Origin of the sequence: Priestia sp. HNGD-A6 (assembly GCF_045784335.1) — a bacterium.
Taxonomy (GTDB): domain Bacteria; phylum Bacillota; class Bacilli; order Bacillales; family Bacillaceae_H; genus Priestia; species Priestia zanthoxyli.
On the sequence record NZ_CP138621.1, the window covers coordinates 4,642,794 to 4,657,447 of the forward strand.

18 protein-coding genes are annotated in these 14,654 nt (G+C 39.7%); 16 read left to right on the plus strand and 2 right to left on the minus strand.

Translation table 11 applies throughout. From position 1 onward, the window contains the following. Positions 1 to 104 precede the first annotated feature (104 nt). The 3 genes from SCI76_RS24005 (at position 105) to SCI76_RS24015 (ending at position 2,257) form a co-directional block, all read left to right on the plus strand. Positions 105 to 1,040 carry an aldo/keto reductase family oxidoreductase gene (locus SCI76_RS24005; protein ID WP_048019591.1) on the plus strand — a complete coding sequence of 312 codons (936 nt, stop codon included), beginning with the start codon at positions 105 to 107 and terminating at the stop codon, positions 1,038 to 1,040. Between the two features lie 366 nt (positions 1,041 to 1,406). Next, positions 1,407 to 1,790, plus strand: a complete 384-nt coding sequence (locus SCI76_RS24010) for a MerR family transcriptional regulator (protein ID WP_014459212.1) — start codon at positions 1,407 to 1,409, stop codon at positions 1,788 to 1,790. Between the two features lie 20 nt (positions 1,791 to 1,810). Next, positions 1,811 to 2,257, plus strand: a complete 447-nt coding sequence (locus tag SCI76_RS24015) for a GNAT family N-acetyltransferase (protein WP_048019592.1) — start codon at positions 1,811 to 1,813, stop codon at positions 2,255 to 2,257. Between the two features lie 297 nt (positions 2,258 to 2,554). On the opposite strand, the gene yjcZ is transcribed toward SCI76_RS24015, so the two are convergent. After that, complete coding sequence (gene yjcZ / locus SCI76_RS24020) at positions 2,555 to 2,704, minus strand: sporulation protein YjcZ (protein WP_014459214.1); 150 nt, start codon at positions 2,702 to 2,704, stop codon at positions 2,555 to 2,557. Between the two features lie 520 nt (positions 2,705 to 3,224). Here yjcZ and SCI76_RS24025 point away from each other — a divergent pair. From SCI76_RS24025 to SCI76_RS24040, 4 genes are all read left to right on the plus strand, one after another. Next, positions 3,225 to 3,533 carry a hypothetical protein gene (locus SCI76_RS24025; RefSeq protein ID WP_080968612.1) on the plus strand — a complete coding sequence of 103 codons (309 nt, stop codon included), beginning with the start codon at positions 3,225 to 3,227 and terminating at the stop codon, positions 3,531 to 3,533. A gap of 326 nt (positions 3,534 to 3,859) precedes the next feature. Further along, on the plus strand, positions 3,860 to 5,068 hold the full coding sequence (locus tag SCI76_RS24030) for an FAD-binding oxidoreductase (protein ID WP_048019593.1): 1,209 nt from the start codon (positions 3,860 to 3,862) through the stop codon (positions 5,066 to 5,068). Between the two features lie 81 nt (positions 5,069 to 5,149). After that, on the plus strand, positions 5,150 to 5,713 hold the full coding sequence (locus tag SCI76_RS24035) for a GNAT family N-acetyltransferase (RefSeq protein WP_407544572.1): 564 nt from the start codon (positions 5,150 to 5,152) through the stop codon (positions 5,711 to 5,713). A gap of 88 nt (positions 5,714 to 5,801) precedes the next feature. Beyond that, positions 5,802 to 6,938 (plus strand): sensor histidine kinase, encoded by a 1,137-nt coding sequence (locus SCI76_RS24040; RefSeq protein ID WP_063247385.1) that lies wholly within the window; start codon positions 5,802 to 5,804, stop codon positions 6,936 to 6,938. A gap of 57 nt (positions 6,939 to 6,995) precedes the next feature. On the opposite strand, the gene SCI76_RS24045 is transcribed toward SCI76_RS24040, so the two are convergent. Then, positions 6,996 to 7,769, minus strand: coding sequence for a DUF2628 domain-containing protein (locus SCI76_RS24045; protein ID WP_407544575.1), 774 nt, complete (start codon positions 7,767 to 7,769; stop codon positions 6,996 to 6,998). A 156-nt stretch (positions 7,770 to 7,925) separates the two neighbouring features. Here SCI76_RS24045 and SCI76_RS24050 point away from each other — a divergent pair, with 156 nt between their 5' ends. From SCI76_RS24050 to SCI76_RS24090, 9 genes are all read left to right on the plus strand, one after another. Further along, positions 7,926 to 8,303, plus strand: a complete 378-nt coding sequence (locus SCI76_RS24050) for a hypothetical protein (protein ID WP_243494879.1) — start codon at positions 7,926 to 7,928, stop codon at positions 8,301 to 8,303. A 14-nt stretch (positions 8,304 to 8,317) separates the two neighbouring features. Beyond that, positions 8,318 to 9,196, plus strand: coding sequence for a PhzF family phenazine biosynthesis protein (locus tag SCI76_RS24055; protein WP_243494878.1), 879 nt, complete (start codon positions 8,318 to 8,320; stop codon positions 9,194 to 9,196). A gap of 163 nt (positions 9,197 to 9,359) precedes the next feature. Then, positions 9,360 to 10,034 (plus strand): response regulator transcription factor, encoded by a 675-nt coding sequence (locus tag SCI76_RS24060; protein ID WP_407544577.1) that lies wholly within the window; start codon positions 9,360 to 9,362, stop codon positions 10,032 to 10,034. Further along, entirely contained in the window at positions 10,031 to 11,413 is a 1,383-nt protein-coding gene (locus tag SCI76_RS24065; protein ID WP_243494876.1) for a cell wall metabolism sensor histidine kinase WalK, read from the plus strand. The genes SCI76_RS24060 and SCI76_RS24065 overlap by 4 nt, the downstream gene beginning before the upstream one ends. Positions 11,414 to 11,485: 72 nt before the next feature. Further along, positions 11,486 to 12,571 carry an ABC transporter permease gene (locus SCI76_RS24070; RefSeq protein WP_034265368.1) on the plus strand — a complete coding sequence of 362 codons (1,086 nt, stop codon included), beginning with the start codon at positions 11,486 to 11,488 and terminating at the stop codon, positions 12,569 to 12,571. After that, positions 12,571 to 13,266, plus strand: coding sequence for an ABC transporter ATP-binding protein (locus SCI76_RS24075; RefSeq protein WP_243494875.1), 696 nt, complete (start codon positions 12,571 to 12,573; stop codon positions 13,264 to 13,266). Before SCI76_RS24070 ends, SCI76_RS24075 begins: the two co-directional genes overlap by 1 nt. Positions 13,267 to 13,392: 126 nt before the next feature. Further along, on the plus strand, positions 13,393 to 13,590 hold the full coding sequence (locus tag SCI76_RS24080) for a hypothetical protein (RefSeq protein WP_080968613.1): 198 nt from the start codon (positions 13,393 to 13,395) through the stop codon (positions 13,588 to 13,590). A gap of 37 nt (positions 13,591 to 13,627) precedes the next feature. Beyond that, positions 13,628 to 14,080, plus strand: a complete 453-nt coding sequence (locus SCI76_RS24085; RefSeq protein WP_231099205.1) for a hypothetical protein — start codon at positions 13,628 to 13,630, stop codon at positions 14,078 to 14,080. Positions 14,081 to 14,091: 11 nt separating this feature from the next. After that, complete coding sequence (locus SCI76_RS24090; protein WP_063247378.1) at positions 14,092 to 14,652, plus strand: shikimate kinase; 561 nt, start codon at positions 14,092 to 14,094, stop codon at positions 14,650 to 14,652. Positions 14,653 to 14,654: the final 2 nt, after the last annotated feature.

Genomic DNA, 14,654 nt, shown 5'->3' on the forward strand with positions numbered 1-14,654 from the left:
TGTTTTATCGTCGCTGCTTATAAAATCTTTTATTCTTTCTGCTTGACCTAGAGTTAACTCTATGGTTTATCTTGTAGTAGTATCATTTCAAGGAGGGGCTTTATATGAAGTATCATACAATTGCTAATACTGACTTACACGTATCAAATTTAATTATGGGAAATATGCGTTTAACAGAGCTTTCTTTACCGGAAGCAGAGAAGCTAATCCGCACAGCGATGGAAGAAGAAATTAACTTTTTTGATCATGCTGATATTTACGGTCCTGATTATGTAGGACAATGCGAAGAATATTTTGCAAATGCTATACAAATGAACCCAAGTCTTCGTGAAAAAATGGTGATTCAAAGCAAATGCGGCATTAACGCAGCGGAAAATTACTATGACTTTTCAAAGAAGCATATCATAGACTCTGTTAACGGCAGCTTAGAGCGTTTAAAAACAGATTACTTAGATCTTTTATTACTGCATCGTCCAGATCCACTAATGGACCCTGAAGAAGTAGCAGAAGCATTTAATGAACTTCAAAGCAGCGGAAAGGTACGTCACTTTGGTGTGTCGAACCACAACCCAGCGCAAATTCAGCTGCTTGAAAAATACATCAACCAAAAACTTGTCGTAAACCAAGTGCAGTTCAGCATCGCACATACGCCAATCATAGACTCTGGTATTTCGTTAAATATGGGTATCGACCAAGCTGTGAACCGTGACAGCAGCGTGCTTGAATATTGCCGTTTAAATGAAATCACGCTTCAAGCATGGTCACCATTCCAAAACGGATTTTTTGAAGGACCTTTCTTAGGTGATAAAGAGAAATTTGGAAAGCTAAACGAAGTGATTGATCGCATCGCAAATAAATATAGCGTGACAAACACAGCGATTGCCGTTGCGTGGATTACAACGCATCCTGCAAACATCCAAGTAGTGCTTGGTACGACAAATATTCAACGTATGAAAGATGCAAGTAAAGGTTCAGAAATCAAGTTAACGCGCCAAGAGTGGTACGATATTTATAAAGCCGCTGGCAACATGGTACCTTAAGCGCTGCAGTTCTTAAAATAAAGCAGGTAACTCCGTTCGGATATGGAACGGAGTTACCTGCGTTTTACGATAAGTAACTACTGGTTAAGCTAGAAAAAGATTTAGCAGAAGCTCAATTATTTTTGTGACGCCAAGACCTAACAAAAAGGCAATAAAACCACCAATTACAATGGTAAGCATCATGTGAGCAGTATTCATCGTATTCATCCTTTCTGATTTGAATGTATGTTGCTGCTTGTACAAAAAGTCTGCAGCATAAAGTGCGCAATGAAGAAGACTATAAAAGAATAAATCCTCGAGATAACTAGAGGTCAAGACAAACTCATCATGTTTTTCTGAGAAGTTTAAGGTATAGGAGGAAGCAGTATGACGTATACCATTTCACAAGTGGCAAAAAAATTGAACGTGACAATTTATACCATTCGCTATTATGATAAAGAAGGGCTTTTTCCATTTTTAGATCGTACAGCGTCAGGGAATCGTATTTTTAAAGAACAAGATATTGAATGGATTGATTTAATTTGCTGTTTAAAAAGCACGGGTATGCAAATCAAGGACATTCGGACGCTTATTGAAAACTGTACGCTTGAGAATGCCGTGCTTGATAAAAGTCTTCAAATGCTGATGGATCATAAAAAAGCAGTGCTAAAAGAAATTGAAGAAATTCATCACAAGCTTGAGACGATTGATTATAAAATCAAGCACCTGCCGGAAATGTACGAGCGAATTGTTAATAAGCCTTCAAACTAAACAAAAAAGGAAGCGTAAAAATGATCGAAAAAGTAGTACCTTTCACTGCAGAGAATATGCAGCAGTGCATTGACTTGTATCTAGATGTATTTACAAAAAAGCCTTGGGGTGAACCATGGACGGAAAAATCAGCTAAAGAAAGGCTGACTGATTTACTGAACACGCCTAAATTTATCGGCTATTTATTTTATGACAAAGGAAATTTAATTGGCATGATTGCAGGTCACGCGAAAAAATCATACAGCGGTATGACCTTTTACGTGGCCGAGCTTTGCGTCAGCGCAAGCGTGCAGGGAAAAGGATACGGTTCAGCTATCTTAAGCCGGTTTGAGAACGAACTTCAAAGACACGATATCGACAGCTTGTATCTCTTGACGGCGACTGGAGGAGCTGCACAGGCTTTTTATGAAAGAAACGGCTATACTGTAAATGATCAGCGGGTCGTCTTGAAAAAATCGTTTGTATAATTTTGTACATAAAGCGGGAAGAGAGCTGCAGAGTGGCTCTCTTTTTAATTAATCTTTTTATCTATTAATATGTAGAAGAAAGGGAAGTATGAACAAGGAAAATAAGGTAATGAAAAGGCGTAAACAAGGAACGGTAAATTAAAAAGCATGTTGTTTTTTCTCAGTGGTGAGTCTCATTATGAGCACACTTAAAAACAGTGCCCATTATGTGGACACTGCTTTTTCATAATAAAGTGGAAAGCTAGCTTTTGGTAAAAAATTAGTGAAAATGAAGCTGTTCATCATTATTTCTAATGATTAGCAACCGCCAAATCCTCCCCAGCAAGCACAGCCGATGATGATTAATAAAATGAATAATACGATGATCAAAGCAAAGCCACTGCCAAATCCGCAGCCGCCACCGCCGTAACCGTAACCGCCATAACCACAGCCACCATAGAAGCCCATATAGTTCACCTCCAAGTTCTGAGTACATTTTTAACATATGCCTGAAATGCAAAAGTGCTCCAAAAATATCCAACGATTTCAATGAAAATAAAAAAAGATAAGAAAATAAGATGGACACGGTACTTTTTTGCACTTCCTACATAGGATGAATCATCCCAAGATCTCATATATGAGCCCCCATGTTATAACGAAGCAGGCTAATACCACTTCCTCCTTAGCCTGCGTACATAATAATGAAGGAGAAGCCGAAGAATTTTTTCTTCGGCTTCTTGTTTTTTACGATGAAATAAACACGTTAGTACGTTCCTTATAACATTCTAAGTCAGGGTCCGTTTCTTTTTGTATGTATTAGGTACTAAAGAGAAATCAAGCTCATTTTCATATACACCTAGTCATTTGCTTTTTTTTCGTAATTCTTTTCCCTTATTTTCAGCATAACCAAGATATTTGCCCAAGACAGCGAATAGGTAAATGCATATTCATGGGTGAAAGCAAAAACAAAAAAACGGAGGTTTCTCTTATGAATTCAGAAATGCATTTTTTACCTACTATGTATTCTCAAGATCATCATCAACTTCAACACGCAGATGAAAGGTTTATTGGCAGACCGTTTGGCTTCGGACGCCCGTTTGGCTTCGGACGCCCGTTTGGCTATGGTTTTGGCAGACCATTTGGCTATGGTTTTGGAGGTCCATTTTTAGGAGGATTAGCAGGAGGGCTAGTAGCAGGTTCACTGTTATCACCATATGGCTATGGCGGTTACGGCTACGGTGGTTATCCTTACGGTGGCTATGGCGGTTACGGCTATGGCTTCGGCGGCTGCTGTTAAACGTAAATAAAAGAAGAATCCTAAAAGAAGTATTTTTCACCTCATTCTTTTCTATAAAGAAATCTGTTTTGGAGCGTAAGGCTTTATGTCCATCCACAGTTAATCAGAGCGTGCATCCCACTTAATGTAAAAAACCATCTGGTGATTTTCCAGGTGGTTTTTGCGTGGAGTTTTTTATGTAGGAAAGAAGTTATATATTTACGCACTTACTGGAGGTCTATGTCTAAAGCAGAAGATTACGACATGATGTTTATCAATACCTTTCCTGTTGCATGCAAAAATTAGCTGATATTGGGCATAATAGAGAGAGGAAAGGAGGCGTTTGCATGGATTTATTATCTGGGAAACCTTATTGGCAGACAACAGTAGCGAAGCCGCCTGTATACCCGTCTCTAGAGGAAGATATTGAGTGCGATGTTCTCATTATCGGAGGAGGAAGTTCAGGTGCACAGTGTGCTTACTATTTATGTGAGCAGGGGCTTGATGTTGTGGTTGTTGATAAACGTAAAGCAGGGCATGGAAGTACAATTGTAAATACCTCTCTTATTCAATATTTAGGAGATAAATTGTTTTACGAATTAGTCAACACGTTTGGAGAAGAAAGAACAGTCCGTCATTATAAGTTGTGCGAACAGGCCATTACAGATATTGAGGAAGCAGCTAAAAAGCTTCCGATTAATGCACAATTTATAAGAAGAGACAGCTTGTATTACGCAAGTTATGAAGAAGATATCCCGAAGATAAATAAAGACTATTTTTATATGCAAAAGCATGGATTTGAAGCTGAAATCTTATCAGAAGAACAAATTGAAAAAGACTATGGATTTAAAAAACGAATGGCAATGCTTATTAAAAATGATGCAGAGCTGAACCCTTACAGTTTTACACTTGGTCTGTTGGAGTATGGAAAACAGCATGGGATTCGGGTGTTTGAAGAAACGGAAATTGTCGGTCAAAAGTTAGAAAAAGATGAAGCGGTGTTTTTCACCAAAAATAAATCACAAATCAAAGCTAAATATGTCATTATGGCAGGAGGCTATGAAAATCAAGAATTTAAGAGAGAGAAAAAAGCTGTACTCACAAGTTCCTATGCTATCGTTACGAATCCTGTAAAAGATTTTACAGGATGGAAAAACCGAAATTTAATTTGGGAAACCGCTCGACCGTATATTTACATGAGAACCACTTCCGATAACCGAGTCATTATAGGAGGTCTTGATGAAAACACGATTGTGCCGCAAGAACGTGATGCCAAACTCATTCATAAAAGAGACAAACTTTTAAAAGAGTTCAATAAGCTTTTTCCTCATATTCAAGTCGAGGCTGATTATTACATAAGCGCTTATTACGGAGGCACTCATGACGGCCTTCCCCTTATCGGAATATATGAAGAAATGCCTAACTGTTACTTTCTAAGCGGATATGGGGATAACGGAACGGTGTATAATATGGTGCTAGCTAAAATCATAGCAGAACATATTACAACGAAGAAAAGCAGTGATTTAGAACTTTACATTCAAACAAGAAAAGTTTAATATGTGAGAAAATGGAAGGTTTTTAAAAAAGCCTTCTTTTTTTACATACATACATTTCTTGAAGTAGAGGAGAGACATAGTATGATAGATGGTCACGCTCTTTATTTACGCCCGTTAACTGTCAGCGATGCGCAGAACAGCTTTCGGCTGCAAAATGACAATCGCGGCTTTTTTGAACAGTTTTCTATGATTCGAGAGGATTCTTTTTATACGTTAGAAGGCCAAGTAGAACAAATTAAGCGCCATGAAGAGAACAGAAAAAACGATCAAGAATACTATTTTGGTCTTTTTCAAAAAGAGAATAATAAATTAATTGGCACCATTAGTCTTTTTCAAGTGATGCGGGGATCTTTACAAAGCGCAATTATCGGCTATTTTTTAGATCACCATCATAATGGGAAAGGGTACGCAACAGAAGCCGTAAAAGCACTTGTTGACTATGCGTTTGAAGAGCTGCATCTTCACCGCATTGAAGCCGGCGTCATGCCACGTAATGTGCCTTCTCAGCGCGTACTCGAAAAAGCAGGATTTCATAGAGAAGGAATCGCTAGAAAAAATGTAAATATTAATGGCATATGGGAAGATCATCAAGTCTTGGCTATCCTTAACCCTAATGATGAAATAGAAGAAATAACGAGTTCTTAAAATTTTGATATACGTTTTTACATTTAAAATTTATAATGAGAATAAGAGAATAGAACAGTCTATATTTAAATAGTAGGTGACTAAGGTAATGGAAGAGAGGAACATCAATGAAAAAGCCGTTTGGGATGTATTGCAGATGGCTAGCGAAGTAGTCGGAAGCAGGACGCTGTTTGTAGGGATTTTCGACGAACAATTTTCAGTTATGAAAGCCTTTAATAAAGAAGGGGGAAGCCTTGTAGAGGATGGACTGATGCTGCCGCTAGAGCTTGCGGTATGCAACTTAGTCACGTGTGATGAACCCCTTGTTATTCCCAATACAAAACGCGATGTTAGAACGTCTAATTTAGCCATCATTGATGGTGCCCGGGTAGGTTCTTATTTAGGAACACCTATTGTGCTAGAAGACGGGAGAATGTTTGGTACCTTATGTGCGGTCGATCCGGATCCTTATCAGTTTAGCGAAAGTGAAATTCAAGGGTTAAACCGTCTGGCTGGTATTTTGTCTCATATTATTTATAAAAATCAAGCGGCTGTTTTGCCGAAAATTGAAGAGAAAATTCTGCAGCTTGATAAGCTGGCACTCGTAGGACAGCTAGCAGCAGGGTTAGCGCATGAGATTCGAAACCCGATGCAGTCGGTGCGCGGCTTTATTCAATTTTTATTTAATGAAAATGAACAGGCAGAACCTTTTCAAAAAATTGTTCTTGATGAACTGGATCGTATGAATGAACTCATTAACAACTTCTTGCTTGTCACGCAGCCAACAGCGCCCAAAAAAGAAATCGTATCGATTGTAGAAGTTATTCATGATACCGTTGCTTTCTTGAAAAGTGAAGCTGCGCTGTATAATGTCGAAATGAACGTAAGAATAGAAGGAGCCATTCCGCTTGTATCAATCGATCCTGCTCAAATGAGACAAGTGTTTATGAATCTTTTGAAAAACGCTATTGAAGCAATGGAGAAAAAGAAACGCGGGGAAGTAAATCTTATTATCAAAGAATGGGAAGGTTGGGCTCTTATTGACATTCAAGATACCGGCTCTGGGATTCCGCTATCTATTATTAATAAAGTAGGAAATCCATTTTTCTCAACAAAAGATGGAACAGGCATGGGGTTAGGGCTTTCTATTTGTAAAACGATCATCAATGAGCATAACGGTAAGCTTGCAATTGAAAGTGATGAGAATGGGACAGTAGTGACGGTTAAGCTGCCTTTGACGCTTTAAGATAAAACAAAAAAGAAAGGAGAGCAAGCACTCATCCTTTCTTTTTTGCTGACCTTTTTAATATGCTGAACTGTCTTCAATCCAGTATTCATAGTCTTCCGCATCTTTTTTATTTAACTTTTTGCCGTTGATGTAAATTTTGTCCCACTCGTAAATTTGTTTATCCAAATAAACGTTAAACACAATGCGCACATGCTCTTTTTCTGTATAATCGTAGCCGGTAAATTGTACAACGTGATGACGGCCTTCTTGCTTGATGTAGCTCCATTTTGGATGGTCAGTATACGTTTCAAGCGTGGGTGCTTCATCGCCGTAGCGAACTACATCTTTAATATTCGTTTTTGTTGGTAAATATGATAATCCCGCTCCGACTCCAAACGTAATCACAAGCGCTAAGATACTTAAACCAATAGCAATTCCGATATGAGTGCCGCCTTTTATTTGCGAATAAGCTTCTTTCCGCTGCTCCGGCTGAGCTTCGGCTCGAGCTAACACGTTTTTAACGTGCTTATAATACCAGCGGTTGGCACATAGCCCTGTAATAAGTGAAGCACCGCCGAACACAATTGCATCGGACCACTCTGGTATGTCTACAAAGCACAAAAGGGAAAACCAAACTACTTCAATAAGCGTTAAAATAAAAAAGTGCTTATACATTTTTCGGTATGCAAACCAAGCGCTTGTCAGAAAAAAGGCTGCCCAGTTCCACGTGTTGCTTTTAGCTGGATTGGCTGTTTTTCCCCATTTTAAATCATAATAAGACGTATTTGTTCGAACTACTTTATGCTCTTCTTCAAAAGACAGGAGTTCATTTACTGCTTGTTCTTCCATTTAAAACACCTTTCATTGGTTATAATCTATCATCTAAAATGACTCTATTATTATACATTATTTCTAGTATTTTTCTATTCTTCCTTAAATTATTTTTAAAGTAAGAATATTTGCGCTGTGTATTTTTTAATGGGAACTTTCATAAAAAAGAAGAATATGGTAGATTTGAAGAAAAAGGAGCTGCTCAACGTGAATCGTTTAAAGAGAGCCCTGCAGCAATCGTGGTCAATTCATTCAAGCACGAAGTGGACGGCTGACAATCCTGCCAAAGGACAGTGCGGAGTGACAGCTCTTGTCGTTCAAGATATCAAAGGAGGAGCTATTTTAAAAACTCCTTGTAAAGAAGGCTGGCATTTTTATAATCAGCTTGATGAACAGCGCTATGATTTTACACAAGAACAATTTCGTGAGCCTCTCCATTACGCAGACATTTTATCCAGTCGGGAAGAAGCGTTTATGGATACGAATGAGGAGCAATATGAGGCTTTAAAGAAAAAAGTAATGACCCATTTTGTACATAAAAATTTGCGTTAGAAAGGAACACAGGAATGAAAACTATTCAGTATTCCATTGTTGATGTATTTGCACAGAGAAAATATACGGGAAATCAGCTCGCCGTTTTTAAAGACGCCGGAAGACTTTCAGACAAAGAGATGCAGCAAATGGCTAAAGAAATTAATTTCTCTGAAACGACGTTTATTACGTCGGTTTCTGTAAAAGGAGAATATGATGTACGGATTTTTACGCCTACTGAAGAAGTGCCATTTGCAGGCCATCCGACGCTCGGTACCGCTTATGTTATCCGAGAAGAACTAGAAGAAAAAGATACAGAGGAGCTTACTCTTCATTATAAAGCAGGTCCTACGCCTGTTACATACGATGAACAAAAAGATGTACTGTGGATGACACAAGGTCAGCCGACGTTTGGGAAAGTGTTAGATAAAAAGCAGGTGGCGGACGTGTTAAACCTTGATGAAACTTATATCGATATGCGTTTTCCCGTTCAAGAAGTATCCACGGGTCTGCCGGTCATTCTTGTCCCTTTAACATCATTAGAAGCTGCTAAAGAGATAAATGTAGACAAAGAAAAATATTTCAAGCTGATAGAAAACACGGAAGCAAAAGCAATTATGGTCTTTTCGCCGGAAACCTATCACCAAGATCATCACGTAAATGTGCGAGATTTTGCTGATTATTACGGCGTTCCAGAAGATGCGGCAACCGGCAGCGCCAACGGCTGTTTAGCAGCATATTTAGTCAAATACGGTTATTTTAATCAGCAAGCTATTGACATATGTGTAGAACAAGGATACGAAATAGGAAGACCTTCACTGCTGTATGTAAAAGCTAGTTATGATGGAGAGGCTTTTCACATTAAAGTAGGCGGAAAAGTAGAGATGATTGCGCGCGGTGAATGGATTTTGTAACAAGCTGTTCATCTGCTGTTCATAATAAGTCCTTATCCTAATAAAAACGCAATAGGACTACTACGTTTGGTTACACTAGTAAACAGATAGATACTGAAAGAATAAATGATGGCGGCCAAAAGGCCGCCATTTTGAATGGTTGATAAAAGGAGTGGCAGAAAAAATGATTCACATTTTACTGGCGGATGACGATGAGCATATGCGGCAATTGGTTCGTCACTATTTGCAGCTTGAAGGCTATATGGTGCATGAAGCAAAAGACGGGGAAGAAGCTTCGGGTCTGCTTGCTAAGCAGCACATTCATTTAGCGGTTGTCGATATTATGATGCCCCATAAAGACGGATATGAAGTTTGCGAAGAAATACGCAGCTACTATGATTTTCCCATTATTTTATTAACAGCAAAAGATCAGCTCGAAGACAAAGAAAAAGGCTTTTTAGCAGGAACGGATGACTATGTGACAAAGCCGTTTGAACCAAAAGAATTGATTTTCCGAATCAAAGCACTGCTTCGCCGATACGAAGTGGTAAATGAAAAGATGATCGTGCTGAACAGCACCTCTATTGACCGAAAAAGCTATGAAGTGCACTGCAGCGGACGACTGTTCATTCTTCCAATGAAAGAATTTGAATTATTAGCTCAGCTCGCGAACTATCCAGGAAGAATTTTCACAAGAGAAGAATTAATTCATCTGATATGGGGAGCGGATTTTAACGGAGATAACCGCACAATCGATGTACACGTAAAAAGGCTGCGCGAAAGGTTTGGACATACCGATGATTTTGTCATTACGACGGTTCGAGGCGTCGGCTATAAGCTTGAGGTGACGGCAAAATGAAGACGCTCTATTTGCGGATTGTCCTGACAACCATTGCTGTAATGGTATTTAGCAGTCTCCTAGCGTTTATTTTAGCAAACGTTTATTATCAGTACAGCTTAAAGCCTTATAACGATCAAAAGCTTACGCGTATGGCAAAAGACATTGCGAGCTTTTACGAAAGCAATAGAGGCGTAGATCAACAGTCTTATTTACAGCATATTAGTAAACTTGGCTATCAAATATATGTAGTGGACAGCACTGGACATGAGACGTTTTACGGACGAGAGTTTAGAAACCAGCACTTAGAAAAGAGTGCTGTCAAACAAGTGTTAGAAGGCAAAATGTATCACGGAATTGCAAACTTTCCTTCACAGGTGTTTGTGACGGGGTTTTTTGATAATGTGTTAGCTAATACCATCGGCGTGCCGTTAAAAGGAGAGGGTAACAAGCAGCAAGCGCTGTTTATTCGCCCTGATATTCAGCTGCAGTTCGGGGAAATGCGCATTTTTTTCTCGGTCATTTTACTGCTGATGATTGTATTAAGTATTTTGTTTGTACTTATTAGCACGCGTTATTTAGTAAAACCAATCGTCAAGCTAACGGAAGCAACAAAGCAAGTGGCGAAAGGAAAATACAACGTTGAGCTGTACGTAAAGCGCCGAGATGAAATCGGCGCGCTTGCTTCACATTTTTCCGAAATGGCTAAAAGTTTAGAGCAGCTTGAAGAGATGCGCCAGGAATTTGTATCGAACGTGTCACATGAAATTCAGTCTCCGCTGGCGTCCATTCAAGGGTTTTCGAAAACGCTCCGTTCTGCTGACCTTTCAGATGAACAAAGAAATGAGTATCTGTCTATTATTGAAGAAGAAAGCCGGCGCATGTCGTCCCTCAGCAAACAGCTGCTTACGCTTGCTTCACTTGATAAAGAAAGTGAGCATATCGAAAAAAGCACGTTTGACGTTGCAACTCAAATCAAGCAAGTGCTGTTTATGACGGAGTGGAGCTGGCGTGAAAAAGAATTAGCCATTGAAATGGATTTTCCTTCAACGATGATTTCAGGCGATCAAAAACTGCTTCATCAAGTGTGGACAAATTTGATTACTAACAGCGTAAAGTTCACGGAAGAAGGAGGAACGCTGTCTCTTCGCGTTGGTATGGAAGATACGTATTGCCACGTGGAGTTTCAAGATACGGGAATCGGCATGTCAAAAGAAAGCCTACCGCATATTTTTAATCGTTTTTATAAGGAAGACAAAGCAAGAAGCCGGACGGAAGGAAGCAGCGGTCTTGGTTTAGCGATTGTGAAGCAAATCGTCGACATGCACGGAGGTTCCATTCACGTTGAAAGCGAAAAAGGAAAAGGCAGCACTTTTCACGTCTATCTTCCGAAAATGTAATGAGCCGTTCATCTTCCATTCATTTTCTGTTTTTATACTTTAAATAGAATGAAAAAAGGAGATGAAAGAAAGATGTTTTTGGCTTTACGTGAATTAAAACATGCGAAGCTGCGCTACTTACTCATTGGCGTGATTATGGTGTTAATTGTATGGCTTGTACTTTTTGTATCGGGCTTAGCAAAGGGGCTTTCCTCTGACAATGCTTCAGCTGTTCAAGAAATGAAAGGAAATTACGTTGTACTTCAAAAAGAAGCGGATCAGCGCCTGACGCGCTCTGTTTTATCCATAAACAAAACAGAAGATATTCAACAACTAAGTGGAAAGAAAAAAGCTGAGCCGCTTGGTGTGATGATGACAGCCGTTATAAATGATGGAAAAGCGAAAAAAATAGACGCCTCGTTTTTTGCCATAAGCACAAGCGGCTTTTTAGCTCCGAACGTAACAGAAGGGAAGATGATTACGGACGATGCGAAACATGAAGCCGTGGCGGACTCTTCGCTAAAAGAAGAAGGAGTAAAGCTAGGTGATACGATAAAAGATACGGCTTCAGGAAAAAGCTTTAGAATTGTTGGTTTTACAAAAAATCAGTCGTTTAGTCACGCGCCTGTTATTCATATTAATCTTAAAGAGTGGAAAACAATTGAAAACACAGGTGCGTTTAATGCAGTGGTGTTAAACATGAACGATAAAAAAGCACATGCTCTTCAAAAAAAGGAGTCTGACATTGACGTGATTAGTAAAGATGAAGCGTTAAAAGGAATTCCAGGTTATCAAGAAGAACAAGGCTCGCTTTTAATGATGGTCGCATTTTTGTTTATCATTGGCGCTTTTGTGCTAGCCGTTTTCTTCTACGTGATGACGCTTCAAAAAATGAATCAGTTTGGCGTGTTAAAAGCGATAGGAGCAAAAACAAGCTATTTAGCGCGAACGATTTTATCTCAAGTGGTTGTCTTAACTTTATGCAGTCTTGCTATTAGTATTGGATTGACGTACGGAGTAGCAGCCGTATTGCCGGATTCGATGCCGTTTCACTTAGACGTATCGCTAATCGCAGGGTGTTCAGCGCTGTTTGTAGCTGTTTCTGTACTGAGTTCATTATTATCGCTGTATCGCGTAGCAAAAGTAGATGCGGTTGAAGCGATTGGGAGGGCTGTTTAATGAGTGAAGAAAAATTAGTTTTAGAGAGTGTTAGCAAGTCGTTTGGAGACGGAGAAAACGCTGTAGATGTGTTAAATGATCTATCGCTGCGTGTAAAAGCGGGAGAGCTTGTGGCGATTGTCGGTCCTTCTGGTTCTGGGAAAAGTACCTTTTTATCCATTGCTGGCGCGCTGCTTTCACCGTCTAGTGGACGCGTGATTATTGACGGAGACGAGATTAATAACATGTCTTCAGCGCAAATGAACAGCATTCGTCTTAAAAAAATTGGCTTTATCTTTCAATCAGCTAATTTAATCCCGTATTTAACGGTTCGCGATCAGCTGCTTCTTGTCACGGAACTAGAAGGAAACCGAAACAAAGAAGCAAAAAAAAGAGCGGATGATTTGCTTGAAAAGCTCGGGCTTGCCCATCGAAAACATCACTATCCTGAAAGTCTATCCGGCGGAGAGCGCCAGCGGGTAGCGATTGCAAGAGCGTGGATGAATAACCCTGAAATTATCTTCGCAGACGAGCCGACGGCAAGCTTGGATTCAGAGCGAGGAAGAGCGGTCGTTCAAATGCTTGCAGATGAAGTGAAGCTAAGGGGAAAAGCGGCTGTAATGGTTACCCATGACCAAAGAATGTTGGATTTATGTGACCGCGTTGTGTGGATGGAAGATGGGAAATTAGTGGAATCAGATAGCGTGCAAGTTTAAAAAAGAGGCTGGGACAAAAGTATGTTAGACGAAGTGAAAAACGAACTATTCATCAACATGTTTGATGAGCGGTTCGTTTTTTTGTGATAGTGCCTATCGTTTTATCTGTTTTGTTCCTTCTAGCAGTTGATTGGAGGGAAAGACGAAGACTCCTGCGGGAAAAGCGGAACAGATGAGACCCCACAGGAGCGTAAGCGACGAGGAGGCTCAGCGGCCGCCCGCGGAAAGCGAAGTCTTGCACGGAAATCAACGGCGGTGTCTCAAGCAGTTCAGCTCATAAGACAATGCTATTTAGGAAAGAAGAAAATAAGACACAGGAAATGAAAAAGCCATGAAGAAATAATAAAAAGGTGATGAAATAATGAGAACATGGAAGACAGCCGCGTTTGGACTTGTCATGGCAAGCTTTACAGGATGTTCAAGCAGTGGAGTTCTTGAAGAATCTCCGCCAAAAGCGTATCTTGAAGCAAGCAACCATCTTTATGACACAAAAGTTGGCACTTACTGCTGGAAAAACACGTGTGTGGATAAAGCAGGCCCTTTGGAATTATTAAAAAACGAAAAGCCTATTAAAGTAAAAGCAAATGAATCGCTATCGCTTGTTATCGAGTATAAACGACAGCCCAACGAAAAGCATATGGCACAAATACAAAACAACCATGAAATGGAAATACCACTGAAGAAAAATAAGCTGAAAGCACCTTCTGAAGCAGGCACCTACTACTACTCATATTCAGTGTGGTGGATGGATGAAAGTCAAAAAAATGTATCTAATGGAGATGCATCGTACGCGTTTGTATTGGAAGTGAAATAAGGAGAGAGCCTATGCAACCCCCTATTATTCTCATTGGACCTATATGCGTGGGTAAAACGACGGTTGGTGAAAAAGTAGCGCAAAAACTAAGTATTCCTCAGTGCTCAATGGACGAAGTACGATTTTCTTACTACGAGGAAATAGGTTTCAGCAAAGAAACACAGCAGGACATTCGACAAAAACAAGGGTTTCAGGGTATGTACGCCTATTGGAAGCCGTTTGAAGCCTATGCCGTTAAAAGAATACTAGAAGATTACAGGCATGCGGTCATTGATTTTGGCGCCGGTCACTCGGTCTACGAAGACATGGGACTGTTTCAGCAAGTAGAAAAGATATTAAAACCTTATCAGTCTCTATTTTTATTGCTTCCCAGTGCTGATAAAGAAGAGTCCATACAACTATTACATCAAAGACTGCAGCAAATAACGGATGATGAAGATGTTTTTAAGCTTAACAAACATTTTGTAACGCATCCGTCAAATGAGCTGCTGGCAAAGCAAACAATTTACACAAAGGAAAAGTCGGCAGATACAGTAGCAAAAGAAATTATTTCATCTATATCGAAGGAGTGAAA